Origin of the sequence: Youhaiella tibetensis, assembly GCF_008000755.1 — a bacterium.
Taxonomy (GTDB): domain Bacteria; phylum Pseudomonadota; class Alphaproteobacteria; order Rhizobiales; family Devosiaceae; genus Paradevosia; species Paradevosia tibetensis.
In genome coordinates, this window is record NZ_CP041690.1 from 3,795,595 (window position 1) to 3,822,157 (window position 26,563).

At 67.0% G+C, this 26,563-nt stretch carries 28 protein-coding genes; 17 read left to right on the plus strand and 11 right to left on the minus strand.

The features are described 5' to 3' along the window. The first annotated feature begins 5 nt into the window (after positions 1–5). Positions 6–1,595 carry an L-aspartate oxidase gene (locus FNA67_RS18575; protein ID WP_049706548.1) on the plus strand — a complete coding sequence of 530 codons (1,590 nt, stop codon included), beginning with the start codon at positions 6–8 and terminating at the stop codon, positions 1,593–1,595. Here the strand turns inward: FNA67_RS18575 and FNA67_RS18580 are convergent. Beyond that, the gene (locus tag FNA67_RS18580) at positions 1,592–2,542 is read right to left on the minus strand and encodes a carbohydrate kinase family protein (protein WP_170267365.1); all 951 of its coding nucleotides are present in this window, start codon (positions 2,540–2,542) and stop codon (positions 1,592–1,594) included. The genes FNA67_RS18575 and FNA67_RS18580 overlap by 4 nt on opposite strands. A gap of 203 nt (positions 2,543–2,745) precedes the next feature. On the opposite strand from FNA67_RS18580, the gene FNA67_RS18585 reads away from it, so the two are divergent. The 3 genes from FNA67_RS18585 to FNA67_RS18595 all read left to right on the plus strand — a co-directional run bounded on the left by FNA67_RS18585 (position 2,746) and on the right by FNA67_RS18595 (position 4,583). Then, positions 2,746–3,156: a COG4315 family predicted lipoprotein gene (locus FNA67_RS18585; protein WP_082202241.1), complete on the plus strand. Its 411-nt coding sequence runs from the start codon at positions 2,746–2,748 to the stop codon at positions 3,154–3,156. A gap of 111 nt (positions 3,157–3,267) precedes the next feature. Beyond that, the gene (locus FNA67_RS18590; protein WP_049708145.1) at positions 3,268–3,780 is read left to right on the plus strand and encodes a sigma-70 family RNA polymerase sigma factor; all 513 of its coding nucleotides are present in this window, start codon (positions 3,268–3,270) and stop codon (positions 3,778–3,780) included. Next, positions 3,777–4,583 carry an anti-sigma factor family protein gene (locus FNA67_RS18595; RefSeq protein WP_147657519.1) on the plus strand — a complete coding sequence of 269 codons (807 nt, stop codon included), beginning with the start codon at positions 3,777–3,779 and terminating at the stop codon, positions 4,581–4,583. Before FNA67_RS18590 ends, FNA67_RS18595 begins: the two co-directional genes overlap by 4 nt. A gap of 12 nt (positions 4,584–4,595) precedes the next feature. Here FNA67_RS18595 and FNA67_RS18600 read toward each other — a convergent pair whose 3' ends face one another. Next, the gene (locus FNA67_RS18600) at positions 4,596–5,759 is read right to left on the minus strand and encodes an alpha-hydroxy acid oxidase (protein ID WP_145976914.1); all 1,164 of its coding nucleotides are present in this window, start codon (positions 5,757–5,759) and stop codon (positions 4,596–4,598) included. Positions 5,760–5,908: 149 nt separating this feature from the next. Between FNA67_RS18600 and FNA67_RS18605 the strand changes: the two genes are divergently transcribed. Further along, positions 5,909–6,880: a DUF1624 domain-containing protein gene (locus tag FNA67_RS18605; protein ID WP_147657521.1), complete on the plus strand. Its 972-nt coding sequence runs from the start codon at positions 5,909–5,911 to the stop codon at positions 6,878–6,880. Here FNA67_RS18605 and FNA67_RS18610 read toward each other — a convergent pair. Both FNA67_RS18610 and FNA67_RS18615 read right to left on the minus strand, forming a co-directional pair. Continuing rightward, positions 6,877–8,229: a chloride channel protein gene (locus FNA67_RS18610; protein ID WP_082202242.1), complete on the minus strand. Its 1,353-nt coding sequence runs from the start codon at positions 8,227–8,229 to the stop codon at positions 6,877–6,879. The two genes, FNA67_RS18605 and FNA67_RS18610, sit on opposite strands and share 4 nt — an antisense overlap. A gap of 94 nt (positions 8,230–8,323) precedes the next feature. Next, positions 8,324–10,849 (minus strand): heavy metal translocating P-type ATPase, encoded by a 2,526-nt coding sequence (locus tag FNA67_RS18615; protein WP_147657523.1) that lies wholly within the window; start codon positions 10,847–10,849, stop codon positions 8,324–8,326. 160 nt (positions 10,850–11,009) lie between these two features. On the opposite strand from FNA67_RS18615, the gene FNA67_RS18620 reads away from it, so the two are divergent. From FNA67_RS18620 to FNA67_RS18645, 6 genes are all read left to right on the plus strand, one after another. Next, positions 11,010–11,396 (plus strand): GNAT family N-acetyltransferase, encoded by a 387-nt coding sequence (locus FNA67_RS18620; RefSeq protein WP_147657525.1) that lies wholly within the window; start codon positions 11,010–11,012, stop codon positions 11,394–11,396. A gap of 57 nt (positions 11,397–11,453) precedes the next feature. Beyond that, entirely contained in the window at positions 11,454–12,365 is a 912-nt protein-coding gene (locus FNA67_RS18625; RefSeq protein ID WP_049706555.1) for an SMP-30/gluconolactonase/LRE family protein, read from the plus strand. 61 nt (positions 12,366–12,426) lie between these two features. Continuing rightward, entirely contained in the window at positions 12,427–13,173 is a 747-nt protein-coding gene (modA, locus tag FNA67_RS18630; protein ID WP_147657527.1) for a molybdate ABC transporter substrate-binding protein, read from the plus strand. Positions 13,174–13,289: 116 nt separating this feature from the next. Then, positions 13,290–13,973 carry a molybdate ABC transporter permease subunit gene (gene modB / locus FNA67_RS18635; RefSeq protein ID WP_147657529.1) on the plus strand — a complete coding sequence of 228 codons (684 nt, stop codon included), beginning with the start codon at positions 13,290–13,292 and terminating at the stop codon, positions 13,971–13,973. Next, positions 13,970–15,043 (plus strand): molybdenum ABC transporter ATP-binding protein, encoded by a 1,074-nt coding sequence (gene modC, locus FNA67_RS18640; protein ID WP_147657530.1) that lies wholly within the window; start codon positions 13,970–13,972, stop codon positions 15,041–15,043. Before modB ends, modC begins: the two co-directional genes overlap by 4 nt. 110 nt (positions 15,044–15,153) lie before the next feature. Continuing rightward, positions 15,154–16,005 (plus strand): fumarylacetoacetate hydrolase family protein, encoded by an 852-nt coding sequence (locus FNA67_RS18645; protein WP_049706559.1) that lies wholly within the window; start codon positions 15,154–15,156, stop codon positions 16,003–16,005. A gap of 17 nt (positions 16,006–16,022) precedes the next feature. On the opposite strand, the gene FNA67_RS18650 is transcribed toward FNA67_RS18645, so the two are convergent. Next, the gene (locus FNA67_RS18650) at positions 16,023–17,195 is read right to left on the minus strand and encodes an FAD-dependent monooxygenase (protein WP_170267366.1); all 1,173 of its coding nucleotides are present in this window, start codon (positions 17,193–17,195) and stop codon (positions 16,023–16,025) included. A 136-nt stretch (positions 17,196–17,331) separates the two neighbouring features. On the opposite strand from FNA67_RS18650, the gene chrA reads away from it, so the two are divergent. Together chrA and FNA67_RS18660 are read left to right on the plus strand one after the other, a co-directional pair. Next, a complete protein-coding gene (chrA, locus tag FNA67_RS18655) occupies positions 17,332–18,513 on the plus strand; it encodes a chromate efflux transporter (RefSeq protein ID WP_210246398.1) in 1,182 nt (393 codons plus the stop codon). A gap of 52 nt (positions 18,514–18,565) precedes the next feature. Next, on the plus strand, positions 18,566–19,090 hold the full coding sequence (locus FNA67_RS18660) for a hypothetical protein (protein ID WP_147657536.1): 525 nt from the start codon (positions 18,566–18,568) through the stop codon (positions 19,088–19,090). Between the two features lie 12 nt (positions 19,091–19,102). Here FNA67_RS18660 and FNA67_RS18665 read toward each other — a convergent pair whose 3' ends face one another. After that, positions 19,103–19,477, minus strand: coding sequence for a RidA family protein (locus FNA67_RS18665; RefSeq protein WP_147658245.1), 375 nt, complete (start codon positions 19,475–19,477; stop codon positions 19,103–19,105). A gap of 277 nt (positions 19,478–19,754) precedes the next feature. Here FNA67_RS18665 and FNA67_RS18670 point away from each other — a divergent pair, with 277 nt between their 5' ends. The 3 genes from FNA67_RS18670 to FNA67_RS18680 are packed head-to-tail and all read left to right on the plus strand — an operon-like array spanning position 19,755 to position 21,402. Then, positions 19,755–20,456 (plus strand): DedA family protein, encoded by a 702-nt coding sequence (locus FNA67_RS18670; protein WP_049706563.1) that lies wholly within the window; start codon positions 19,755–19,757, stop codon positions 20,454–20,456. Positions 20,457–20,504: 48 nt separating this feature from the next. Continuing rightward, on the plus strand, positions 20,505–21,077 hold the full coding sequence (locus tag FNA67_RS18675; RefSeq protein WP_147657538.1) for a tetratricopeptide repeat protein: 573 nt from the start codon (positions 20,505–20,507) through the stop codon (positions 21,075–21,077). 19 nt (positions 21,078–21,096) lie between these two features. Next, on the plus strand, positions 21,097–21,402 hold the full coding sequence (locus FNA67_RS18680; protein ID WP_049706565.1) for a GNAT family N-acetyltransferase: 306 nt from the start codon (positions 21,097–21,099) through the stop codon (positions 21,400–21,402). 6 nt (positions 21,403–21,408) lie between these two features. On the opposite strand, the gene FNA67_RS18685 is transcribed toward FNA67_RS18680, so the two are convergent. The 4 genes from FNA67_RS18685 to FNA67_RS18700 form a co-directional block, all read right to left on the minus strand. Next, positions 21,409–22,419, minus strand: a complete 1,011-nt coding sequence (locus FNA67_RS18685; RefSeq protein ID WP_174851688.1) for a DUF3298 domain-containing protein — start codon at positions 22,417–22,419, stop codon at positions 21,409–21,411. 95 nt (positions 22,420–22,514) lie between these two features. Then, on the minus strand, positions 22,515–23,525 hold the full coding sequence (locus FNA67_RS18690) for a maleylacetate reductase (RefSeq protein ID WP_147657542.1): 1,011 nt from the start codon (positions 23,523–23,525) through the stop codon (positions 22,515–22,517). Positions 23,526–23,540: 15 nt separating this feature from the next. Further along, positions 23,541–24,143 carry an alpha/beta hydrolase gene (locus FNA67_RS18695; RefSeq protein ID WP_147657544.1) on the minus strand — a complete coding sequence of 201 codons (603 nt, stop codon included), beginning with the start codon at positions 24,141–24,143 and terminating at the stop codon, positions 23,541–23,543. After that, the gene (locus tag FNA67_RS18700) at positions 24,144–25,076 is read right to left on the minus strand and encodes a VOC family protein (RefSeq protein ID WP_147657546.1); all 933 of its coding nucleotides are present in this window, start codon (positions 25,074–25,076) and stop codon (positions 24,144–24,146) included. A gap of 158 nt (positions 25,077–25,234) precedes the next feature. On the opposite strand from FNA67_RS18700, the gene FNA67_RS18705 reads away from it, so the two are divergent. Next, on the plus strand, positions 25,235–26,035 hold the full coding sequence (locus tag FNA67_RS18705; protein WP_147657548.1) for a siderophore-interacting protein: 801 nt from the start codon (positions 25,235–25,237) through the stop codon (positions 26,033–26,035). Between the two features lie 7 nt (positions 26,036–26,042). On the opposite strand, the gene FNA67_RS18710 is transcribed toward FNA67_RS18705, so the two are convergent. Then, the gene (locus FNA67_RS18710; protein WP_049706570.1) at positions 26,043–26,486 is read right to left on the minus strand and encodes an Lrp/AsnC family transcriptional regulator; all 444 of its coding nucleotides are present in this window, start codon (positions 26,484–26,486) and stop codon (positions 26,043–26,045) included. Positions 26,487–26,563: the final 77 nt, after the last annotated feature.

The following is a 26,563-nucleotide window of genomic DNA, read 5'->3' on the forward strand; positions in this document are numbered from 1 at the left end:
CCAGATTGTCCATCTATGACAACACGCTGAACGCGGATGGCGTCCTGATCGTGGGCGCGGGCCTGGCGGGCCTCTTCTGCGCCCTCAAGCTGGCGCCGCTGCCGGTGACGGTGCTCTCGCCCAAGCCCCTGGGAAGCGGGGCATCCTCGGCCTGGGCGCAGGGCGGCGTCGCCGCCGCCCTCGGCCCCAATGACAGCCCGCACATCCACGCGCTCGACACCGAAAAGGCCGGTGCTGGCATCGTGGACGAACGCGTGGCCGAATCGGTGGCCGCCGAAGCCGCTGCGCGCATCGACGACCTGGCCCGCTGGGGCACGCCCTTCGACCGCGACCAGCTCGGCAATTTCCTGCTCGGCCGCGAGGCCGCCCACTCGGCCAACCGCATCGTCAAGGTCCAGGGCGACCGCGCCGGCGCCGCCATCATGGCCGCCATCATCGAGGAAGTGCGGCGCACCCCCTCGATCCGGATCGTCGAGGGCATCACGGCGGTCGACCTCGCCCGCGCCGATGGCCGGGTGGTGGGTGTGTTCTGCCGCAAGCTGGGCGACAAGTATATCGAGCCGGTCTTCATCCGCGCTCGCGCCACGGTGCTCGCCGCCGGCGGGCTGGGCGGGCTCTATGCGGTCACCACCAATCCTCCCGGCGTGCGCGGCCACGCCATGGGCATGGCCGCCCGCGCGGGCGCGGTGATCGGCGATCCCGAATTCGTCCAGTTCCACCCCACGGCCATCGCCACCGGCGCCGACCCGGCTCCGCTGGCCACCGAGGCGCTGCGCGGGGAAGGCGCCATCCTCATCAACGACCTGGGCGAGCGCTTCATGCCCGCCATCCATCCCGATGCCGAGCTCGCCCCGCGCGATATCGTGGCGCGGGCCAATTTCCGCCAGATCAAGGCAGGCCGGAAGGTCTTCCTCGATACCCGTCAGGCCCTGGGCGAAAAGATCCTCACCGCTTTCCCGACCGTGGCGCATTATTGCCTGGAAGCAGGCATCGACCCGGTGAAAGAGCCGATCCCGGTAACTCCGGCGGCCCACTACCACATGGGCGGGGTCAAGGTGGATACGCGCGGCCGCACCAGCCTGGCCGGGCTCTGGGCCTGCGGTGAGGCTTCATGCACCGGGCTGCACGGCGCCAACCGGCTCGCTTCGAACTCCCTGCTCGAAGCCACCGTCTTTGCCGCACGCATCGCCGAGGACGTGGGCGGGCTCGAACCGCCCCAGCGCACCCTGCCGCCGTTCGAAGGCATCGCCTGGGACGAGGCCAAGGGCGCCCAGTTCGAGGAAAACCTGCGCAACCTCAAGGCGGTGCAGGACCTGCGCCATATCATGACGGACCTGGTAGGCGTGGAGCGCGATGCCGAGGGCCTGCGCGAGGCGCTGCGGCGCATCCTCGAACTCGAGGAAACCGCCGAAAAGGTCACCCGCTCCTACCTCAACATGACGACATCGGCGACCATGGTGGCGGCAGCGGCCCTCAAGCGCACGGAAAGCCGGGGCGGACACTTCCGCATCGACTATCCGCACGAGGATCCGGCCTGGCTGAACCACACCGCCATGACGCTTGAGGAAGCGCGCAGGATCCGGGCAGACGCCTAGGCGTTGAGCACCGCATCGACCTCGGCGCGCGTCGGCGGCTTGCAGCCGACCTGCCCGCAATTGAGGCCCGCCACCACGGCTCCGAACCTGAGCATGGCTTCGAGCTCGCCATTGCCGAGCGTCTTGAGCTGGCCGGGCCGCAGCACGTTCTTCTCGCGCAGGTAGGAGAGCACGCCCGCCATCAGGCTGTCGCCGGCTCCCACCGTGTCGCCGAACACCGGCGGCGCCCAAATGCCGGCCTGCGCCCGCCCCGAGGCGGTATAGGCAAGCGACCCCTTTTCGCCCAGCGTCACCACGACCAATTCGCAATTGGGCCGGGCCAGGAGCGCGGCACTGTGCGCCTCGATGGAAAGGCTCGGCTCGAGCGCTGCGAGGTCTTCCTCGCTCATCTTGATGACATGAGCCAGGTCGAGGAAGGTCGAGAGCCGGGCCTTGTAGCCGGCGAAATCGTCAACCAGTGAGGGGCGGACATTGGGATCGATCGAGATGGTGGCGCCCTTGGCGATGGCCGCACGCACGACCTCGGACCAGATCGCGGCATCCTCCGGCACGATCGGGCAGAAGCCGCCGACCTGATAGAGCTCGAGCGCCTCGGGCAGCGCCTGGACCATCCCCTCCTGGGTGAAGGCGCGGTCGGCGCCGCGATAGAATTCGTAGGCTGCCTGGCGCTTCTCGTTGAGGGTCACCACCGCCAGGGTGGTCGGCGCCACCACGCGCTGCTCCAGCAGCGTGCTGACCCCGGCAGCCGCCAGCGGCTCGAGGAGGTAGGAGCCGAACCCATCGCGCGAAATGGGGCAGAGGAAACCGGTATCGTTGCCCAGTCGCGAAAGCGCGATGGCGCAATTATAGGGCGAGCCGCCCTGATGGGCGTGCATATGGATCACCCCGTCGGGCCCGCGCGGCTCGGAAACGAGGTCGATCAGGCTCTCCCCACCCACAACGAACATTGGTCCCCCCGAAATGGCAAATCGTCGATTGGTCCGCATCCCTACCCTATCAATGGCGCGGACGCCATGCCGGGGCCATGCGCCGTGGACGGCCCGGTGCGAAAAAAGTTGGCGCGGGCGGGAATAAATCCGCCCCTGCGGTGTTAGTGCTCTTGCGGGGGAAAATTCTTCGAGAGCCTCGCATCCAAGCAAGGAGAGACGTCATGACTTTTTCCAGACTGCACGGTGTGATTCTGGGCGCGGCCGCCTTCCTGGCGCTGGGCTCGGCGATGGCCCTGGCCGAGGACTATGCCGGCGGCGCGATCAAGACTTCCGATATCGGCGGCAAGACCGTCCTGACCGATGCCAACGGCATGACCCTTTACACCTTCGACAAGGACGAGGCCGGCAAGAGCAATTGCTATGACCAGTGCGCCAGCAACTGGCCGCCGCTCGCTGCCGATGCCAGCGCAGCCGCCGAGGGTGATTTCACCATCGTCGACCGCACCGACGGCACCAAGATGTGGGCCTACAAGGGCATGCCGCTCTATCTCTGGGTCAAGGACACCAAGGCCGGCGACACCACCGGCGATGGCGTGGGTGGCGTCTGGCACACCGCCGTCGAAGGCATGTAGTTTCGTGACCCGGCCGGTCGCCCCGATCGGCCGGCCGGGTCATTGACGGGCCGGGGGAGCCTCCAAGCCCCCTTGGCTTCCCCGGCTCAGCTCGCATTGAACAGGATCGAAGTGCCGAGTTTCCTGGACGAGATAGAAACCTGCGTCCCCGCGCTGCGCCGCTATGCGCGAGCGCTGACGCGCGACGCCGACCGGGCCGACGACCTGGTACAGGATTGCCTCGAGCGCGCCATCCGCAAGAATGCCCTGTTCCGTCCGCGCGGTCCCCTGCGCGCCTGGCTTTTCACCATCCTGCTCAACCTGCATCGCAACCAGGCGCGCGCCGAACGACGCCAGGGCCAGACCACTCCGCTCGATGGGCTTCCAAGCGAGCCATCGGTGCCGGCCAGCCAGCATGGCCATATCGCACTGGCCGAGATGGCCCGTGCCATCGACGCCCTGCCGGGCGAGCAGCGCGAAGCGCTGTTGCTGGTCGTGCTCGAGGACATGCCCTATGCCGACGCCGCCTCGATCCTGGGCGTTCCGCAGGGCACCCTGATGTCCCGGCTCGGCCGTGCCCGTGCCGCCTTACGCACCATGACCGGGGGAGACCCACAGGCCCCCCGTTTGAGGACCGTCAAATGACCGCGCCGCTGACCATCACCGAAGACGTGCTCCACGCCTATGCCGACGGACGGCTGGACGGCTCGGCGCGCGCGGCAGTCGAGGCTCACCTGGAGGCTCATCCGGAAGCGGCGGCCGAAGTGGCCCAGTGGCAGCGCCAGCGCGACGCCATCGAGACGCTGTTCGATCCCGTCGCCGGCGAGCCTGTGCCCGACCGGCTCAACCCGCATCGCATCGCTGCTGCCCGGCAGGGCAGCGCAGGCGGCTGGTTGCCATTCGCCGCTGCCGCCATCGTGCTGGTCGGACTGGGCGTGGGCGCCGGTTGGACGGCACGCGATCTTTTCCAGCCCGAGGAAACGCCCAGCCAGATGCTGATCGCCAGCGCCGTCAACGCCCACGCGCTCTACGTCAAGGAAAACCGCCATGCCGTGGAGGTTGCCGCCGCCGAGGAAGGGCACCTGACCACCTGGCTCTCCAACCGCCTCAACCACCAGCTCGACGCCCCGGACCTGAGCCCGCAGGGTTTCACCCTGGTCGGCGGCCGGCTACTGCCGCCGGACGTCTACCGCAATACCGGCCCGGCGGCCCAGTTGATGTACGAGAACGGCACCAAGGACCGGCTGACCGTCTATGTGACGGCGGCCCTGCCCGACAAGGCCAGGGCCTATCAGTTCGAGGCGGTCAACGGCCTGGACGCTTTCTACTGGGCCAACGATGCCATAACCTGCACGGTGGTGGGCGACCTGCCCCAGGACCAGATGCAGACGGTGGCCAAGCTGGTCTACCAGCAGCTCACCCGCCTGCCGGACCCGGTGAGAGGCTGAAGGCCTGCTGGCCTAGAAGCCCTGACGCCGGATGAGTTCGTTGGCGTAGATGTTGTGGGCGCCCACATTGTGGATGTCGCGCTCGCCCATCAGCGCCATGGTGACATCGGTCTCCTTGCGCAGGATTTCGAGCGCACGGGCAACGCCCGCCTCTCCGCCCGCCCCGACGCCGAAGGCGATGGTGCGCCCGAGCAGGGCGCCCCTGGCGCCCAGGGCAATGGCCTTGAGAAGGTCCTGACCCGAGCGGATGCCGCCATCCATGAGCACCTCGGTCTTCTCGCCCACCGCATCGACGATGTCGGGCAGCACCCGGATTGTGGAGGGCGCGCCGTCGAGCTGGCGGCCGCCATGGTTGGAGACGACGATGGCATCGGCACCGTTTTCGACCGCCAGGCGCGCGTCCTCGGGATCGAGAATGCCCTTGACGATCACCGGCCCGCCGAAGCGGTTCTTGATCCAGGCGATATCGCGCCAGTTGAGGGTGGGATCGAACTGCGAGCTCGTCCAGCCCGAGAGCTTGGAGAGGTCGCCCGTGCCCTCGACATGGCCGGCAATGTTGCGGAAGGTGTGGCGATTGGTGCCGAGCATGCCCATGGCCCAGCCGGGTTTGCGCATCATCTCGAAGACGAACTTAGGCGTGAACTTGGGCGGCGCCGACATGCCGTTGCGCAGGTCCTTGTGGCGCTGGCCGAGGATCTGCAGATCCATTGTCAGCACCAGCGCCGAGCACTTGGCCGCCTTGGCGCGGTCGATCAGGCGATTGACGAAATCCCGGTCGCGCATGACGTAGAGCTGGAACCAGAACGGCTTGGAGGTATTTTCGGCCACGTCCTCGATCGAGCAGATGCTCATGGTCGAAAGCGTGAAGGGAATGCCGAACTTTTCCGCCGCGCGGGCCGCCTTGATCTCTCCGTCCGCGCTCTGCATGCCCAGGAACCCGACCGGCGCCACGGCCACCGGCATGCTCACGGGCTGGCCGAGAATGGTCGAGGCGATGGTGCGGTTTTCCATGTTGACCGCGACGCGCTGGCGGAAGCTGACCTTCTTGAAATCGTCCTCGTTGGCGCGATAGGTGCCCTCTGTCCACGCGCCGCTATCGACATAGTCGAAGAACTGCTTGGGCACCTTGCGCCTGGCCAGGGCCTTCATGTCCGCGATTGTCAGTACCCGATCCAGCTCGCCCATGAGCAAACCCTTCATATGCAAATGCACCATCGCTGGTACAGGCTGAGGTCCCGGCGGTCAATCGGCCCTTGCCGGTAACGGCCGGCAATGGCTAACTCCCCGCACCTCGGCACCCTGCGCCGCCCAACGAGAATGCTACAATGTCTGTGACCGGCGCCCCCGCCAAGCCCCCCCGTTTTGCCATTGTCGACGTCCTGCGCGGCGTCGCCATCGTGGCGATGATCGTATATCACTGCGCCTGGGACCTAAGCTACTTCCAGCTCATTCCAATCGACATCACGGTCGATGACGGCTGGCGGCTCTTCCAGCACCTGATCCTGGGCGGCTTCCTGCTGCTGGTGGGCGTGAGCCTCACGCTCGCCCATGGCAATGCCATTCGGTGGCGTTCGTTCTGGCGGCGCTTCACCATGATTGCGGCCGGCGCGGCAGCGGTGACCATCGGGACCTACATTCTCTTTCCGCAGACCTTCGTCTTCTTCGGCATCCTCCATGCCATCGCGCTTTTCAGCCTCCTGGCATTGCCGTTCCTGCGGCTGCCGCCCTGGTTGACCGCAGCGATCGGCGCGGGATTCCTCATTGTGCCGCTGTTCTTTCAGCACCCGGCCTTCAACGATCCGAGGCTGGCCTGGATCGGCTTCTGGGAAGTGCCGCCTGCCACCAACGACCTCGTTCCCATCTTCCCCTGGTTCGGCATGGTGCTGGTGGGCATCGCCCTCGCCCGGCTGGTGCTGGCGTCGCCCCTTGCGGCGACACTCGCGGCCTGGCGGCCGGCAGCGGTTCTGCGACCCCTGATCGTCATGGGCCGCTGGAGCCTGGTCATCTACCTCGTCCACCAGCCCATCCTGCTTGGGATCATCTACCCGATCGCCAATGCCCGCCCGGCGGACGCGCCCACGCGCGTCGATTCCTTCGTCTCAAGTTGCGTGGCGACCTGCGAGCAGAACGGGAACGGCAAGGATCACTGCACGGCCTATTGCGGCTGCGCCGTCGAGCGGATCGTGCGCGATGACCTCTGGGCCGTCATCGAGCAACCTACGTCCTCGCCCGAGCAGAACGCGGCAGTGGCGGACATTGCCAAACAGTGCACCGCCACGATCCCGACCGCCCCCTAGGCCTCGACCTTTGCCGGCGGCGGCTGCTCCGGGTCGGGCGCCGGCTCCGGCGGCACGGGGGCCGGCTTGGTGAAGTTCTGCGAGAGGGCATGGTAGATGCCGTGCGGCATGATGAGCCGCGACATGCCCGAGGCGATGAGGGAACTGAGCAGGATCGGGAAGATCAGCGCGTGGTCATTGGTCATCTCGGCCACGATCACCGCCGAGGTCAGCGGCGCCTGCACCACGCCCGAGAGGTAGGACGCCATGAACAGCACCGCCAGCACGCCCACCGGCACCATGGGCATGAGCGGGGAGAGGTTGTAGGCAAGCCCCGCCCCCACCGCCAGGGACGGCGAGAAGATGCCGCCCGGAATGCCCGAGATTGCCGAAAGCCAGGTCGCCACCAGCTTGAGCGGCGCAAAGAGATGCGGCACCGCTTCGCCTGAAAGAATCTGCTTGGATTGTTCGTACCCGGTGCCGAAGACCGAGCCGTCCGCCGCGATGCCGCAGAGCGCCACGAGGAGCCCGCAGATGGCGGCGAATGCTATGGGCCAGCGCACGAGCCAGTTGCCCGCCCGCCCGGGCAGGCGCCCCGAGAACAGCACGACGAGGCGGCTGAAGACGCCGCCCAGCACGCCGCCTACGACGCCGGCAAGCAGGATCGCCAGGTACTGCCAGCCGACCTCGAGCGTGCCGGTGGCAATGCCGAAATAGGTGTAGTCGCCCAGGAGAAACAGCGAGGTCAGCCCCGCCGCGATGACCGTGGCGAGCACCAGGATCGAAGTCTTGGCCTCGAACGAGCGGCTCATCTCCTCGATACCGAACATGATGCCGGCCAGGGGCGCGTTGAACGCGGCGGCGATGCCGGCCGATGCGCCGGCCAGCAACAGGCCGGGCTGGCGATGGGGCGCGAAGCGCGCCAGCGCATACATCGTCGAGCCGCCCACCTGCACGGTCGGCCCTTCGCGGCCTGCCGAGGCGCCGACGCCCAGCCCGAGGGTGAGCAGGACGATCTTGCCCAGCGCGATGCGGATGGAGACCAGCGCCGAGCGCGCCTCCGGATCCTGGAGCTTGCGCGCCGCCATCACCTGGGGAATGCCGCTGCCCTGGGCGCCCTGGAAATAGGTGCGGGTCAACCAGGCCGAAAAGGCGAAGCCCGCCGGCGTCAGCACCAGCGGCAGCAGCGGCCAGCGGGCATGGCCGGCAAAGAACAGGGACTGGGACCAGTCGGCCAGCTTGGCCATGACCACCGCCATGACGCCGATGACGATGCCACCCATGACGAACAGGATCCGCCGTCGCCAGCGCGGCACGTAGCGGCGCATCCAATAGTCGACTTTCTGGCGGGGGGTGAGTTTTCGTTTCATCAGGCCGTAAGCTCCCGGATGCGGGACACCTAACAATCCTGAGCCGCCGGGGCCAGCCAAAACCGGCCCCGGAAGCGGATTAGTGCGCGCAAGCCTAGAGCTTGACGTTGCGCAGGCGCAGCGCGTTGCCGATGACGCTGACCGAGGAAAGGCTCATGGCGGCCGCCGCCACCATGGGCGACAGCAGCCAGCCGAAGAACGGGAACAGCACGCCTGCCGCCAGCGGAATACCCAGCGTATTGTAGCCGAAGGCGAACCAGAGGTTCTGCTTGATGTTGGAGAGCGTGGCTTCCGAGAGATGACGCGCCCGCACGATCGCCGAGAGGTCCCCCTGCATGAGGGTGATGCCGGCCGATTCGATGGCGACGTCCGCCCCGGTGCCCATGGCGATGCCGACATCGGCCGCGGCAAGGGCCGGACTGTCGTTGACCCCGTCCCCGGCCATGGCGACCTTGCGTCCCTTGGCCTTGAGGTCCTCGACCAGCCGGTGCTTGGCCTCCGGCGTCATGGCGGCTTCCACCCGGTCGATCCCCACCGCCTTGCCGACCGCGTCGGCCGGGCCGCGGGCGTCCCCGGTCGCCATGATCACCTCGATGCCGAGGCGCTGGAGCTCGCCGACCGCGGCCCTGGCAGTGGTCTTGATCGGGTCGGAAACCGTCACGAGGCCGATGAGCTTGCCGTCCTGGGCCAGAAGGATCGAGGTCCGGGCGCTGTTGGCAGCGCTGCTCATGAGGTCGAGATAGCGTTGCGGCACCGCGATGCCGAGGCTTTCCATGAGCGCAACGTTCCCCAGCGCCGCCGCCTGGCCGGCGACCGTGCCGGTGACGCCCTTACCGGTGACCGAATGGAAATCGGCAACCTCCAGCGAACGCGCGCCACGCTGCTGGGCGCCCCGCTCGATCGCGGCGGCGATCGGATGAGCCGAGCCCCGCTCGAGCGCGGCGGCCACGGCCAGCACCCAGCCCTCATCGAACCCCTTGTCGGCGATGACGTCGCCGAGCGTAGGCTTGCCTTCGGTGAGGGTGCCGGTTTTGTCCACGATCAGGGTATCGATGCGCGCAAAGCCCTCGAGCGCCTTGGCATCTTTAACCAGCACGCCCGCATGGGCGCCCCGACCGGTCGAGACCATCACCGACATGGGCGTGGCCAGGCCCAGGGCACAGGGGCACGCGATGATGAGCACCGAAACCGCCGCCAGGAGGGCATAGGCGATCTTGGGCTCGGGACCGAAGAACCACCAGATGCCGAAGCTGAGCACCGAAACGGCGATCACGGTGGGCACGAACCAGGAGGCCACCCTGTCGGCCAGCGCCTGGATGGGGGCACGGCTGCGCTGGGCCTTGGATACCAGCTCGACGATCTGGGAGAGCCGGGTCTCGGCGCCGACGCGCTCGGCCTTCATCACGAAGCTGCCTTCCCCGTTGAGCGTGCCGCCCGTGACGTCGACGCCGGCCGACTTCTCTGCGGGCACCGGCTCGCCGGTCAGCATCGATTCATCGACATAGGAGGAGCCCTCTACGACCGTGCCGTCGACGGGAACGGCATCCCCCGGCCGCACCCGCAGCAGGTCGCCCTGCCGGATGGCTTCGAGCGGCACGTCGGTTTCGACCCCGTTCTCGATGCGCCGCGCCGTCTTGGGGGCGAGGTCGAAGAGCGCGCGCAGCGCCTTGCCCGTCTGTTCGCGGGCGCGCAGCTCGAGCACCTGCCCCACGAAGACCAGCGTGATGATAACCGCCGCCGCTTCGAAATAAACGGGCGGAGCCCCGTTCATATGGGTCACCTCCATCGGGAAGATGCCCGGCAGCAGCACGGCGACGACCGAAAAGAGATAGGCAGCCCCCGTACCCAACCCGATCAGCGTCCACATGTTGGGCGAGCGGTTGACCAGTGACGACCAGGCTCGCCGGAAGAAGGGTTGCGCGGCCCAGAGCACCACCGGCGTTGCCAGCACGAGCTCGACCCAGCTCGCCAGCGGCTCCCCGATCCACTGGCGGAACGGCAGCCCCAGCATCGGACCCATCGAGAGCAGCAGCAGCGGCACGCTGAAGGCGGCGCTCACCCACATGCGGCGGGTGAAATCCACCAGCTCGGGATTGGGCGCATCGTCCACCGGCACGCCCATCGGTTCGAGCGCCATGCCGCAGAGCGGGCAGTCGCCGGCCTCCTCGCGCACGATCTCGGGGTGCATCGGGCAGGTCCACTTGGTGCCCTTGGGCACGTGGGCGTGTTCCTGGGCATGGGCATGGCTGTGGCCATGCTGCCCCGGCATCAGCGGGGCATGCAGCGAAACCGGGGAGGCATCGAGGTATTTCGCCGGCTCGGTCTCGAATTTGGCCTGGCATCCCTGCGAGCAGAAGTAATAGCGCTTGCCTTCGTGCTTGCTCATCCATTTGGCTTTGGCGCGATCCACGCTCATGCCGCAGACCGGATCGGTGGCCTTGAGGTAATCCTGCGGCGCCGCTTCGAACTTGGCCTTGCATCCGGCGCTGCAGAACCCGAATTCGCGCCCCTCGTAACTCGCCTTGTGGGCGGTCTTTTCCATATCGACCGTCATGCCGCAGACCGGGTCGCGGGTAATTGCGGGCGCAGCGGGGGTGGGATGGGTATTTTGCTCGTTCATGGACAGCTCCGTCGGCCGGGCTCACTGCCCGGCTTCATTCGTCCTGTCCGATGTAAGGCTTCCCATGATGGGAAGGTCAAGGGCTCGACCGGACATTGCTCCCGCCCTGCCGAACGCTTTATCGTTCCAGCACAATCTCTCCAACAGGAAAGCATCGCCAATGCCGATCCACTATCGCCTGGACCCGCATCCGGACGACGCCAGCCTCGGTGCCCTCTGGCGCGCCGCCTGGGAGGCCGAGCCTCCGCCAAGCTTCGCGCCCATCCTGGCCCGCAGCCTGGTTCATGTGGGCGCCTATGATGGCGAGGGCCTGGTGGGTTATCTCAATGTCGCCACCGATGGCGGCGTCCATGCCTTCCTGCTCGATCCCTCGGTCGATCCGCGCTACCGGCGGCAGGGCATCGCCACCGAGATGGTGCGGCTGGCCGGCGTTGCGGCGCGTGCGCGCGGCGCCCGATGGCTGCATGTCGATTTCGAGCCGCACCTGGCGGCCTTTTACAAGGGTTGCGGTTTCCGCCCCACCCAGGCCGGCCTCATCCAGCTCTAGCCACCTTGCCCGGCAACGCCAATTGCTGTTTGGATCACCCCAACAGGGAGGATCTAAATGGCCATCGTCGGCGACGCTTACGAATACTACGAAAAGAAGTTCTACGAGTTGACGGTGCCGATCGCCGACCTCGAACTGCTCTTCGATACCGGCCGCTGGACCGAGGGGCCGGTCTGGTTCAGCGATGGCGGCTACCTGCTCTGGAGCGACATCCCCAACAACCGCATGCTGCGCTGGGTGCCGGACCTGGGCGTTTCGGTCTTCCGCACGCCATCCAACTACGTCAACGGCAACACCAGGGACCGCCAGGGCCGGCTGGTCTCGTGTTCGCACGGCGCCCGGGCGGTATTGCGCACCGAGGCTGACGGCACCATCACCACCATCGCCGACACTTATCGCGGCAAGCGGCTCAACTCGCCCAACGACGTGGTGGTCAAGTCCGACGGCACGATCTGGTTCACCGACCCCAATTACGGGATCATGTCCGACTACGAGGGCTACAAGGCCGACATGGAGCAGGCGGGTTGCTACGTCTACCGGTTCGACCCACGCGATGGCTCGCTCGAAGTGGTCATCGACGACTTCGAAAAGCCCAATGGGCTGGCCTTCTCGCCGGACGAAACCACGCTCTACGTCGTCGAGTCCGGCCGCAGCCACAACCCGGATTGCCCGGCTCATATCCGCCAGTTCTCGGTTTCCGCAGACAACGCCGTCTCCAACGGGCGCGTCTTCGTGGACGTCGGCAACGCCGACGGCCTGCGTCTGGATACGCAAGGCAATGTGTGGACGAGCGCCGGCGCCGGGGTGAACTGTTACAACAGCGACGGGGTGGCGCTCGGGCGCATCAAGCTGCCCAACGCGGTCTCCAACCTCACCTTCGGTGGACCGCGCCGGAACCGGCTCTTCATCACTTCGACCAATGCCGTCTATTCGGTTTTCGTCGCCGCCAGCGGTGCACAACACCCCTAACCCCATGTTGCCATGAGCAAAGACCCTCGATATGTTTTGATGAACATATCGAGGGTCTTTCATGCGTTTCCCGTTCAAGCTTGCCGCCATCGTCCTCAGCCTGAGCGTGGCGCTGCCGGCCCACGCCACCACCGTGAGCGTTGCGGTCGCCGCCAATTTCACCAAGGTCGCCGAAGAGATTGCCGCCGCCTTCAGGGCCAAGACCGGCGATGATGTCGAACTGAGCTTTGGCGCCACCGGCCAGCTCTATACCCAGATCACCCAGGGCGCCCCCTTCCAGGTGTTTCTCGCCGCCGATGACCAGCGCCCGCAAAAGGCGGTCGACGAAGGCCATGGCGTGGACGGCACCGTCTTCACCTATGCGGTGGGCAAGCTCGTGCTTTACGGCGTTGCGGCGGACGTGACGGCGGGGGCGGACGTTCTCAAGGCCGGCAATTTCCAGAAACTGTCGATCGCCGACCCCGAGACCGCCCCCTACGGCGCCGCCGCCGTCGAGACGCTCAGGTCGCTCGATCTCTACGAGGCTCTCCAGCCCAAGATCGTCACCGCCCAGAACATCTCCCAGGCCCAGCAATTCGTCGAAAGCGGCAGCGCCGAACTCGGCTTCGTGGCGCTCAGCCAGGTGATCGGCGCGGACAAGGGCACCCAATGGCTCGTGCCGGCCGAGCTCTATGAGCCCATCCGACAGGATGCGGTGCTGCTCAAGACCGGCGAGAACGAGCCGGCGGCCAGGGCCTTCCTCGATTACCTGAAGAGCGACGAGGCCATCGCCATCATCAAGAAATCCGGCTACGAGGTCTCCCCCTGATCTGACCTCTTCCGGCAGGCGCGCCGCCACTTGCGTGGACGGCGTCCGAAAGGGCAGGGTGTTTGCCGGTTCCCCAGAACCTGCCAACCCCTGCCCAGTTCTTGAGGGAGCGCCCTTTGCTGGCTTTTTCCGACCTCTGGCCCCCCATCGCGCTGACGCTCTCCCTGGCGAGCATCACCACGGCGATCCTGCTGGTGATCGGCACGCCCATTGCCTGGTGGCTGGCCCGCTCGCAATGGCGCTGGAAGGAGGCGGTGGGCGCGGTGGTCTCCCTGCCGCTGGTGCTGCCGCCGACCGTGCTCGGCTTCTACCTGCTGCTCATGCTCGGCCCCTACGGCCCGGGCGGCGCCATTGCCGGGCTCTGGGGCGGACGAACCCTGGCGTTCTCGTTCTGGGGCCTGGTGATCGGGTCGGTGATCTATTCGATGCCCTTCGTGGTCCAGCCCATCCGCAATGCCTTCGAGGCCATGGGCAACCGGCCCATGGAAGTGGCGGCGACACTGCGCGCCTCCCCGCTCGACCGCTTCCTGACCGTCGCACTGCCCCTGGCGAGGCCCGGCTTCCTCTCGGGCGCCGTGCTGGGCTTTGCCCACACGGTCGGCGAGTTCGGCGTGGTGCTGATGATCGGCGGCAACATTCCCGGCCAGACCAAGGTGCTCTCCATCGCCATCTACGATTATGTCGAGCGCCTGCAATGGATGGAGGCGCACATCCTCTCGCTGGGCATGGTGATCTTCGCGTTCCTGGTGATCTTCATCACCCTGAGCATCGACAAGCGCGTGGCGCGGGTCCGGGCGTGACCAGTCTTTCGGCCGCCTTCACCGGAGAACTGGGCGCCTTCCGGCTCGACGTGGCTTTCGACGCGCCGCTCGATGGGGTGACGGCGCTTTTCGGCCCGTCGGGGTCGGGCAAGACCACGGTGCTGCGCGCCATTGCCGGACTCGAGCATCTAAAGGGTCGCTGCGCCCTGGGCCGCCACGTCTGGCAGGACGCCCTGCACTTCGTGCCCGTCCACAAGCGCGGCATCGGATATGTGTTCCAGGAGCCGAGCCTCTTCCCGCACCTTTCGGTGCGGGCCAACCTGCTCTACGGCAACCACCGCGCCCGGGGCGCGCGGGCCATAACCTTCGATGCCGTGGTCGAACTGCTCAAGATCTGGAAGCTGCTCGACCGCGCCCCCGAACGGCTTTCGGGCGGCGAGCGCCAGCGCGTGTCGCTCGGACGCGCGCTGCTCAGCCAGCCGCGCCTGCTGCTCCTGGACGAGCCGATGTCGGCGCTGGACCGCGGCGCCAAGGAGGAGATCCTTCCCTATTTCGAGGCGCTCCATACCGCCCTCGGCCTGCCGATGATCCTGGTGAGCCACGACATCGCGGAGGTCGAACGGCTCGCCTCGCACATGCTGCTCATGTCCAACGGCAAGATCACCGCCTCCGGCCCGCTCAACGAACTGCTGACGCGCCCCGACCTGCCCTTCCATCAGAACCGGGACGCGGCGGCCGTGCTGACCGCCCGGGTCGTCGGCCAGGAGAGCGACGGCCTGGCCGCGCTCGACATCGCCGGACAGCGGCTTCTCGTGGCCGGCGAAGCCGGTGCGCCGGGAGACGCGGTGCGCGTCCGGATCATGGCCCGCGACGTGAGCCTTGCCGTCGAGCCGCCGTCCAGGACGACGATCCTCAATATCCTCAAGGCCGAAATCACCGCGATCGAGGCGCTGCGCGGTCCGGACGCGGCCGTCACGCTCGGCCTGGGGAACCAGACGCTGCTGGCCCGGATTACGCAGCGTTCGGTCGCCGCGCTTGATCTCAGGGTCGGCCAGCCGGTATTTGCTCAGGTCAAGGGAGTGGCGCTGGTGACGGGGCCGGCGCAGTGACCAATCGATAAAATTTTGAGGAAATATCGAACGCTTTCGACCAAGGTCGCCCTCGACTCCATCCCCTGGTCCGCTTAAGCCTCGTTCAACCGCAAAAAGGGTATTGATCTATGAAGCTTCTTCGCGTGGGCGCCACGGGCGCCGAACGGCCTGCCATCCTGGCAGCCGATGGGACGATCCGTGATCTTTCGAGCGTGGTTCCCGACATTGCCGGCAACGTGCTGACCCCCGAGGGCCTCGCCCGCATCCGCGCGGTGGATGCCACCAAGCTTCCCGTGATCGACGCCTCGACCCGCATCGGCCCCTGCGTGGGCAATGTCGGCAAGTTCATCTGCGTGGGTCTCAACTATGCCGACCACGCCGCCGAGACCGGTGCTGCCATTCCGGCCGAGCCCATCCTCTTCATGAAGGCCACCAGCGCCATCTGCGGCCCCAACGACAATGTCATCCTGCCCAAGAACACCCTGAAGCCCGACTGGGAAGTCGAGCTGGGCGTGATCATCGGCAAGGAAGCGCGCTATGTCGATGAGAAGGACGCCCTCGACCACGTGGCCGGCTATTGCGTGGTCAACGATCTCTCCGAGCGGAATTTCCAGACCGAGCGCGGCGGCCAGTGGACCAAGGGCAAGTCGGCCGACACCTTCGGCCCCATCGGCCCCTGGCTGGTGACGCGCGACGAGGTCGCCGATCCGCAGAACCTCAAGATGTGGCTGGAGGTGGACGGCCACCGCTACCAGGACGGCTCGACCAAGACCATGATCTTCGGCGTGCAGTACCTGGTGCACTACATCTCCCAGTTCATGAGCCTGCAGCCGGGCGACGTGATCACCACCGGCACCCCGCCGGGCGTCGGCATGGGCATCAAGCCCGAGCCCATCTGGCTCAAGCCGAACCAGACCATGCACCTGGGCATCGAGGGCCTGGGCGAGCAGACCCAGCTCACCGTCCCCTATAGCGGCTGAACCAGGTTTCGCCGGCCTCAGTGAGGGGTCGGCGAAAACCCCTTCGACCCGAAGGAAAAGAACCGGCCGAGCAGTGCCGAAAAGCCGGCCGAGTTGACGATGTTGAGCGCGGCGTCGCGCACGATCAGGTGCATGCGGTCGGGCGGAACGAACCAGTTGGCGGTCCGCCGTCCCGCCTTCTGCTTTTCAAGGACGGCGGGCCGCAATTGCGCCTCCATCCGGGCCAGCGCCTCGGGAATGTCGGTTGCCTCTGCAAGCACCTCGCCGAGCAGGCGCCCACCCGCCAGCGCCATCGAGGCTCCCTGGCCGGCCAGCAGCGAAACCGCGTAGCCCGCGTCGCCCACCAGAACCGAATGCCCATCGTGCCAGGTCGGCATTTCGACCTGGGCGACGACGTCGTAATAGATGTCCGCGGACGCCGGCGCCGCCCGCAAGGCATCGGGAACCACCCAGCCCAGGTCGCCGAAAGCCTCGATGAGGGCGGCGCGCGGATCGGGCGGCAGCGTGGGCCCGGACGCGCGATGGACGAAAAAGCTCGCCAGCAATCCGTCCCCGACTTCATAAAGGCCGACCAGCCTGTCGGGCGCCGTCAGCAGCTTGAAATCGCTGCCAATCGCCTGGCGGACCGTGTCACTGCGCAGGAAATAGGCCGCCGTGTGATAGCCGAGGAACTTGAGATAGCGCTCCTCGGGCCCGAAGACCTGGGCCCGCACCTGCGAATGGATGCCGTCGGCTCCGACCAGGAGGTCCGCCTCCTCTCGCCCGCCATCCGAAAGCATGGCGTTGACGCCGGCCTCTGCCATCTCGACCGCCTTGAGCCGCGTGCCGAACCGGATTTCCACCGACTCGGGCAGCGCGTCATGAAGCACCCGCTCGATATCGCCGCGCAGGAGGGAAAAGAGCTGGCCGCCCGCAGCCTTGCGCGCCAGGCTGTAGTCGATGGCGGCATGGCGCCGCCCCTCCTCGTCAACGAAGAGGATTTCTTCCACGGCATGGCTTTTCTCGCGCAGACGCTCGATCAGTCCCAGCTCACGCGCGGCCTCGAAACCCGGACCGAAGAAGTCGACCATATAACCGCCGTCGCGCAGGTGCGGCGCCGCCTCGAGCATCACCACCTGCCAACCGGCGCGCTCCAGCGCCAGCGCCGAGGACAATCCCGCTATCCCCGCTCCTGAAATCAAGGCTTTCATAATGAACCTCCTTGCCCCGCTTGCGTCTCTCCGGGTCAACGGCCCGGAACGAGGCAACGTTCCGCCGCGCACGGACGGTTGAAGATGACAAAGGGCCATGCGATTTGCGTGGCACGCCAACCATGGACACCGTCCCGTGCCCGCCAGCCCAACCGCCCGCGTCATCGAGGTCTTCCTCGCCTTCCTCGCCCTTGGCCTGACGAGCTTCGGCGGCCCGGTGGCTCACCTGGGCTATTTTCGCCAGGCCTTCGTCGTCCGCCGCAAATGGCTGACCGAGGCCGCCTATGCCGACCTCGTGGCGCTCTGCCAGTTCCTGCCCGGCCCCGCCTCGAGCCAGGTGGGCATCGCCATCGGCCAGATGCGCGCCGGCTATGCCGGAGCCCTGGCGGCCTGGCTCGCCTTCACTATGCCCTCGGTCATCCTGCTGCTGGCCTTCGCCTATGGCCTTTCGGCCTTTCCCTGGGCCGCAGACGCGGGCGTGCTCCATGGGCTCAAGGTCGCCGCCCTGGCCGTGGTGGCACAGGCCGTCTGGAGCATGGGGCGCTCGCTCGCGCCCGATGCCCAGCGCCAGACCATCGCCCTGCTTGCCGCCATCGTAACGCTGCTCGTTCCGACCAGCCTGACCCAGGTCGCGGTGCTGGCCGGCGCCATCGCCTGGGGAGCGCTGGGAGGCAAGGCCGCCGACGGCGCCCCGGAGCCGGAGACGGGCACCGGACGGCGAACGGGCGCGGTGCTGCTCGTGCTGTTCTTTGCGCTGCTGGCCGGCCTGCCGCTGCTCGCCGGGCTCACCGGAAACGCCGCACTCGATATCTTGGACCGCTTCTACCGCACCGGCTCGCTGGTCTTCGGGGGCGGCCATGTGGTGCTGCCCCTGCTCCAGGGAGAACTGGTCGATCCCGGCCTCATCGATTCCAGCCTCTTCCTCGCCGGTTACGGCGCCGCCCAGGCAGTACCGGGCCCCCTCTTCAGCTTTGCCGCCTATGCCGGCGCGCTGCTCGACAACCCGCCCAACGGGCTGGCGGGCGCGGCCCTGGCACTGGCCGGCATCTACCTGCCGTCCTTCCTGCTGGTATTGGGCGCCCTGCCCTTTTGGCACCGCCTGCGCACCCTGCCACGCATGCGCGCCGCGCTCGAAACCGCCAATGCCGCGGTGGTGGGCCTGCTGCTGGCGGCACTCTATGACCCCGTCTTCACCAGCGCGGTAACTGGCCCGCTCGACTTCGCGCTGGCGCTGGCCGCCTTCGGTGCCCTCACCCTCGGGCGCGTCCCGCCGTGGCTGCTGGTTGTGGGGGCCGCTGCAACCTACTGGCTGCTTTAGCATTCTCCTTACGGCGGAAATTGCGTTCCGTCCCATTTCCAGGGGAATATGAATGGCGGTGACACGAACAGACCTGCGGCATGTGCTTTCCAAGGACGATGCCGATCTCGTCGAACAGGCCCGGCAGCCCGGGCTCTCCGAACTGACTTCGGACGAACTGCGCCAGCTCTCGATCCGTCTGCGCGAGCGTCGCGACCGCTCCAACAAGCTGGTCTCGGGCCACCGCCGCGCCACCAAGGGCCGCAGCAATACCCCGGTCGAAAAGTTCGAAGCCAACCAGCGCCGCCACGCCGCGATCTATGCCGAGGCCGTGGCCCGCACCAACAAGGAACGCTCGAGGCGCACGGCCCGCGCCCGCCACGAGGAACTGGTGGCCAATTCACGGCGCGCCCTGGCCCTCAGGCAGGCCGCCGAAGACGGCGGCACCAAGCGCCCGGCCGGCGGCGCCACCGCCAGCGCCGGGATGAAGGCCAAGGACAACGCCAAGACCCGCAAGGTCGGCTCCGCCAGCCAGAAGGGTCGTGTCTCCCAGGCCACCAAGGTCGCCCAGGCCAAGAGGGATACGCGCGGCGCCTGACGCCCGCCCCGCTCAGGGCCGGCGCGCGATGAGATCGATCTCGACCAGCGCGCCGACCGCCAGGGCCGTGACCCCGACCGTGGTGCGGCCCGGCAGCTTGCCCGGCTCGAAATAGCCCTGGTAGGTCGCATTCATCGCCGCATAGTCGCGCTCGAAGGCGGTGAGATAGATGCGCACGAAAGTGACGTTCTCGAGCCCCAGACCGATCCCCGCCAGCACCAGCTTGAGGTTGTCCATCACCCGGCGCGTCTGCGCCTCGATACCTTCGGGCAGCGGTGCATCGGGCGCTGCCGGGTCGGTCGGCATCTGGCCGGTGACGAACACCCAACCATCGGCCTCGACCGCGTGGGAGAACGGGGCGACCGGACGTGGGCCCGAGGCGATCATATGATGAATGGGCAGGGACAAGGACTATCTCCGTTACGGCACCGTGACGGGGAGTGTCGCTATCCCCTCAAACATTTGTCAACGCCGGCCAGCTTCCCCTCATCGCCGCCCCCCTATATCTGCTTGTAACTGATTGCTTTGCCTCACAGCGTTTTCAGCCTATTGATGCTTCGGGGCAAATGACAAGAAACGGTGGGACACCAGGGGGGCGGAGCTGCCGCCGGGTCCGGCCGGCAACGGCAAGATGGCTGTTGCAACAAGGGGATAGACCGGACGCATGATTGATTTCCTGCACCAGATCTCGGCGTATCTGGAAGCCTTCCTGAACAGCGTCTCGAACAACTTCTGGCTGTCGATACTGTTCATCTTCCTGGTCTCGATCGGGGAAGCCGTCTTCATTCTCGGGCTCTTCGTGCCCTCCACGCCCGTGCTGCTGCTGGTGGGCGGCATCATCGCCACCGGCAAGCTGCCCTTCTGGCCGATCTACCTCGCCGCCGTCCTCGGCGCCGTGATCGGGGACGCGGTGTCCTATACGGTCGGGCACCTGCTCAAGGACCGCATCAAGACCATCTGGCCGTTCAAGAATTACCTGCCGCTGCTGGCGCGCGGCGAAGTGTTCTTCGCCCGACATGGCGGCAAGTCGGTGTTCATCGGCCGCTTCATTCCGGGGGTCAAGGCCGTGGTGCCGGGCATCGCCGGCATGATGGGCATGACCTATCGCTGGTTCACTATCATCAACGTCACCTCGGCCTTCGCCTGGGCGGCCGCCCATATCCTGCCCGGCATGCTGCTCACCGCCTGGCTCAAGTCGATCGGGCTTTCGCTCGAACTGGTCATCATCGTGGGCGCGGTGGTGCTGACGGTGCTCTACCTGCTGGTGCATTTCCACCGCAAGATCCTGCTGTTCTTCGCGCCCTGGCTGGGCGGCTTCGGCCGCTCGCTGCAACTGCGCTGGCAGAAGACGGACGCCTCGCACTAGCCGAATTAGGGACTTGTCGCGGGCGCGCGGCGGGCGGACACTGCCCGCATGCGCGCACGCTCCGCCGTCAGCGTCTGGCCGGTCCTGGCCCTTCTGGGCCTGTGGCTGGTTTTCGCTGCCGCGATTCCCGCAAGGGCCCAGCCGGTGGACACGTCCGAGCTGGACGGGCTCTTCGCCCAGTTGCGCCAGGCCCCCGACGCGCCCACCGCCAAGAACCTGGAAAACCGCATCTGGGTCATCTGGCTGACCCCCGAGGACCCGGACCTGGCTAAGCGCATGGACCAGGTACTCATCGCACGCCGGCGCATGAACCTGCCCATCGCCCTGGGCATCCTCAACGGCGTCGTCCACGATTTTCCCACCTATGCGGAAGGCTGGAACCAGCGGGCGACGGTGTTCTACCTGCTCCACGACTTCCCCCACGCCCTGGCCGATATCGACAAGGTGCTCGAATTCGAGCCGCGCCATTTCGGGGCGCTCTCGGGCCGCGCCCTCATCCACCTGGCACTCAACCAGAGGGGCCTGGCGCTGCGCGATATCTCGGCGGCGCTGGCGCTGCATCCCTTCCTTGCCGAAAAGGCGCTGTTCCCCGAGCTCCTGGACGATATAACCCATATCTAGAGAGCCGGAAGGGAACCCGATGACCGAATTCGCCTATCGCGTCGAACGCGAGAATGGGCCCGCCATGGGCCGCTATGTGGTGCGCCTGGCCCCGGGCTTTGAGGGAGAAATGACCTATCGCTGGGTCAAGCCGGGCGTCATGTCCATCGACCACACCGGCGTGCCCCCGCAATATCGCGGCCAGGGCATCGCCGAGGAGCTGGTCAAGCAGGCGATTGCCGATGCGCGCCAGGAGGGGACCAAGATCATCCCCCACTGCTCCTATGCGGTCGCCCAGTTCCGGCGGCATCCGGAATGGGCGGACCTGCTCGAGGCGCGCGGCTGACCTGGCTCAGTTGTAGGTGAGCGAGGTCCCCGCTTCGGAAAGATCGTCCTGGAGCTGCATCCAGGGAATGAGCGCGGTGATCGCGCCTTCGGCGTAGGATCCGACCTCGTAGGGCTGGAACTGGATGACCAGCCCGCCATCGTCGAACTTCCAGCGCGCCGGATCGGCGACCGCTTCCTTGAGCCAGGCCGCATCGATATCCCAGAGCAGTTCGCCACGGTCTTCCTTGAGGCGCTTGAGAGTAAGGTCGGCCAGGTTCTGGTTCCAGCTCTTGCCCGCGAAGAGATCGTCGGCCACCAGCTTCCGGCCTTCCTCGCGCAGGAAGTGGAGATAGGTGATGCCGTAATTGCCGTGGGCGGCGCCGTGGCCGAACCAGTAGCTGGTGACTTCCACGTCGATCCGCGCGTCGTTGACGTTCGTGACCGCCAGCGAGAGATCGGTGTCGCTCGAGGTCCGCGAGGCGTCCTCCTCGCCCATCCCCTTGACCGCATCGGCCGTCTCGTCCGCGATCATGGCGTTGAAGGCCTTGGCCTCCTTGCCCGTGCCGTCGATGAGCGGCGCCGTGGTGGTGGCGGTGGCGACCCGGTAATAGGATTCCCCTTCCGGATCGGGCGCGGCCCAGTAGGTATCGCTCTGGTAGATGCGCAGCCCGCCCAGCATGCGGCTGCCTTCGAGCGCGCGGATGCGCGTCATGTACTGGCTCGACAGGCACGACACCCGCTCGTCTTCGAGCTTTTCCTGGCCCGGCAGCATGTCGTCGGCGCAGACCTTGTCGAGGAAGCGCAGCCAGTCGCGCTGGCCCTTGAGCATCACGTCGCTGGCAGCCTTGGACAGCCCGCCGGTCGCGGTCTTGTAGGCCACCGAGAGCACCTCGTCCTGGGCCGAGAGCGCGGGATCCGAGCAGATGGCCTTTTCGAACGGGCTCGACGCCTTGGCACAATCGAAGCTCGCCGCCTGGGCGGCGACGGGCGCCATGAACATGGCGAGCATGAAGGCGAGCAATAGGCGAAGCGGCATGGCGGGTTCCTCTCTTGACCGACGCGGGACACCTGGGTGCGACGTTGGTAGAAGCATAACGGAACCAGGACAATAGCCGAACGCAGGGGGAGACGCTAACCGGACCAGGCGGCCTCGAGCAACGCCCGGAGCGCCGTCGGCTCGACCGGACGCGGATTGGCGAAGGACGCGCCGGCGACCTCATCGACCACCGCCTCGATATCGGCCTCCTTCATCCCCAGCTCGCGCAGCGAACGCGGCGCGTCCACCGAACGCGCCAGTTCGGCAAGGCTTGCGCCGGGGGCGGGGCCAAGGAGAGGCGCGAGAAATTCGGCGTTGAAGCCGGCCACGTGCGGCAGCAGCACCGCGTGGGTCTGGGCGTGGGGCAGGTCCAACATGCCGCCCAGCACATGGGCGAGCTTGTGATGGAGACCCATCGTGGTCTGGCCGAGAACGAAGCCGGCAAGCCAGGCGCCTTGGAGCGCCTCGGCGCGGGCGGGGCCATCTCCCGGGCTTGCCACCACCACCGGGAGCGCGGCGCTCATGAGTGCGATGGCCTGGCGGGCCGCGAGATCGGTGAGGGGTGTGCGATCGGGCGCATAGAGCGCCTCGAGCGCATGGGCCAGCCCATTGAGCCCGCTGGCCGCCGAAATGGCCGGCGGCAGGCCGAGCGTGAGCGCGACATCGTAGATAACCGTACCGGGCCGCACGCGCTCGTCGCGCACCGTCGTCTTGCGGCCAGCTTCGGTCTGGCCGAGGACGGGGGTCATTTCCGAGCCGGCATAGGTGGTGGGAATGGCGACCTGCGGCAGGCCGGTGCGCAGCGCCAGCGCCTTGCCCAGCCCGATGGCCGAGCCGCCGCCGATGGCGATGATGCGTCCGGCCCCTGACGCGGACAGCGCATCGAGCGCCGCCTCGGTCACGGCGACCGGCGTGTGCATGCGGGCGCCGGACCAGACGTCCGCCTGCCCCAAGGCCTGCGCGATCGCCTCGGCCGCCGGCGCGTGGCCGGGGGTCGAGACGATGAAGTCGCGCCCGCGCTTCTCCAGTCCGGCCAGGACCGTCAGATGATCCTCGCCGAAAACCACCGTCTGTTCGTGACTGCGGGAGCGGAAGCGCGGGAGCATTTTTGCCGAAAGCCTTCAGGAATTGAGGAAAAGCTGGATGGCTGCCAGTTCGTCCTGGCGCAACTCGTGGCCACCCTCGTGCCAGTGCAGGGTCACTTCGGCCCCCTGCCGGCTGAAATAATCGGCAAGGCGTTGCGTCTCGGGGGCCGGGCAGATGGGGTCGCGCTTTCCGGCCGTGATCAGCACGCTGCGCCCCGCCAGGCCCGGCGCGTCATTGGGCGCGAACGGGATCAGCGGATGCATGAGGATGAGGCTGTCGAAAAGCTCGGGGCGCTCGAAGGCGAGTGACGCCAGGATATTGGCGCCGTTCGAATAGCCCAGGCCCACGACTTTGGAGGGCACGCGCTCGGCAAGCCGGTCCTCGACGAACCCCGCCATCTTCTGGACGGCGCGCGCCAGGTCCGCCATGTCGTAGACCCCTTCACCGGTGCGGCGGAAAAAGCGCGCCGCGCCGCCTTCCGAGACATCGCCGCGCGGCGCCACCAGCCGGGCGCCGGGCAGCATATGCTGGCCCAGCTCGAAGAACTGGTTCTCGTCCCCGCCGGTGCCGTGGAAGAGGAAGAGAGCCGGGGCTTGCGCCTCGGCTCCGTCTCGCTGGCGATAGGTGTATTCGCTCATCTATGCCTCCAGGGGCTGCAGGTGGTTCTCCAGCGCCGAGCGCAGGTGCTCGTGCTGATGGGGAAGCTTGAGGGCCTGCCCCAGATGCGCCGTGTCCTCGTCCCGGTCGAAGCCCGGCTCGTTCGTGGCGATCTCGAACAATACCCCGCCCGGGGTGCGGAAATAGATGGCCCAGAAGTAATCGCGATCGATGACCGGGGTCACCTGGTAGCCGGTATCGAGCAGCGCCTTGCGCACCTCCAGCTGCCGGGCGCGGTCCTCGACCGCGAAGGCGATGTGGTGCACCGAGCCGGCCCCGAGCGTGGCGCGCTGCGCATCGGGGAGCGTCTCGATATCGATGAAGTCCGCCCCGTTGCCGCCCGGAATGGCGAAACGCTTGATGCCGTTGCTGGTATCGGCTTCCTCGTAGCCCATGAACTTGAGCAGTTCCTCGGTGGCCCCGCCGTCCTGCAGGCGCAGCGATGCCGAATGGAAGCCGCGGATGGCCTCGTCATTGCCCACCCCGCCTTCGGTCCAGGCCGGGCGCTTGTCTGCCTTGTCCTCGACGAGGGCAAAGCTGTCGCCATCCGGCCCGGTAAAGGTCAGGCGCTTCTGGCCGAAGCTCTCGTCCTCGCTGACCCCGCCCACGCCGAACGCGGTGAAGCGTTCGCGCCAATAGGGCAAGGACCCCTCGGGCACCGAGAACACCGTGGTTCCCACTTCGCCGGTGCCCTGACGGCCGCGAATGATGTGGGGGAACGGGAAATAGGTCATGACCGTGCCGGGCGTGCCGACCTCATCGCCGTAATAGAGGTGATAGACGCTTGGCTCGTCGAAGTTCACCGTCTTCTTGACCCGGCGCAGGCCGAGCTTGCTGGTGAAGAAGGCATTGTTCTGGCGGGCGTCATCAGCCATCGACGTGACGTGATGCAGTCCCTTGATCTGGTTGAGCATGGTTCGTCTCCTTTCGTTGGCGAGGAAGATAGGCTCCTCTATTGTCTCTGATAATGCATCCTATCGAAAACCAATTGTTGCGCGTTCAAAGAACAATATCCCGGTCACCTCCAGGTGACCTCTTGCACGGGGCGCCGCGGCGCTGCATAAACATGAGCATGGATATCAAGAATTCACTCCCGACCCGCGTTCGCCACGACACCCGCGCGCGCCTGCTGACCGTTTCCGCCGTAACCGACGTCACCCCGCTGATGCGGCGCGTGACCCTGAGCGGCGACCAGCTCGAAGGCTTCACGAGCCTGGGCTTCGACGACCATATCAAGATGTTCTTCCCGCCCATGGGCGAGACCCTGATGCCACCCACGATAGGCCCGGAGGGCCTGGTATTCGAGGGCGCGCGTCCGCCGATGCGCGACTATACGCCCCGACGCTACGACCCCCAGGCCAAAACGCTCGAGGTCGACTTCGTGCTCCATGGGGACGGCCCCGCCTCGAGCTGGGCGAGCAACGTCAAGGTCGGCGACCCGGCGGTGATCGCCGGACCGCGCGGCTCGATGGTCGTGCCCGATGCTTTCGACTGGTACCTGCTGGCCGGGGACGAAACCGCCCTGCCCGCCATCGGCCGCCGCCTCGAGGAACTGCCCAGGGGCGTCAAGGCGCTGGTGGTGATCGAGGTGGCGACCCCCGCCGAAGAGCAGGCACTGACCAGCGCCGCAGACTTGGAGGTGCAGTGGCTCCACCGCAACGGCGTCGCGCCAGGGACCACCAGCCTCGTGATCGAGGCCCTGCGCAAGCTGACCCTGCCCGAGGGCCGCGGCTTCGCCTTCGTGGCCGGCGAGGCCCGTATCGGACGCGATGCCAAGCACCATCTGATCGAGGAACGCGGGATGCCCTCCGAACTGGTAAAGGCCGCCGGCTACTGGGCCATGGGCGAAGCGGACGCGCATCTGCCCCACTGAGGGCCGGCTAGAGCTCTGTCAGGCAGATGCTGGTTTCCGAGTGCGAGACACCGGGAACCTGGCGGATATGGGTGATGGCGGCATCAAGGCCCGCCAGATCCCGCGTCTGGATTTCGGCCACGAGGTCCCAGCGCCCATTGGTCGAAAAGGTGCGCACCACCTCGGGCATGCGCTTGAGCTGGGACACCACCGGCCTAATATCGCTCGATCGCACTTCGAGCGCGATGAGCGCCCGGACCGCGTCGGTCTCGATGTCCGAGCGCAGCCAGATGGTGAAGCCGCCGATGACGCCATTCTGGACCAAGCGGTCGATCCGGTTCTGCACCGTGCCGCGCGACACCCCCAGGCTTGCCGCCAACTTGGCGGCGGGCAGGCGTCCATTGGCGCGCAGCAACTCGATGAGTCGCCGATCGATGTCATCGAGTCCCGTTTCCGGCTGACGAACTGCCATCTTTCCCTGCCGTTTCGAGAGACCTTCTGACGATCTGTAGCACTTTTCCGGCTGTTTGTTGACACGCGCCGGCGCGA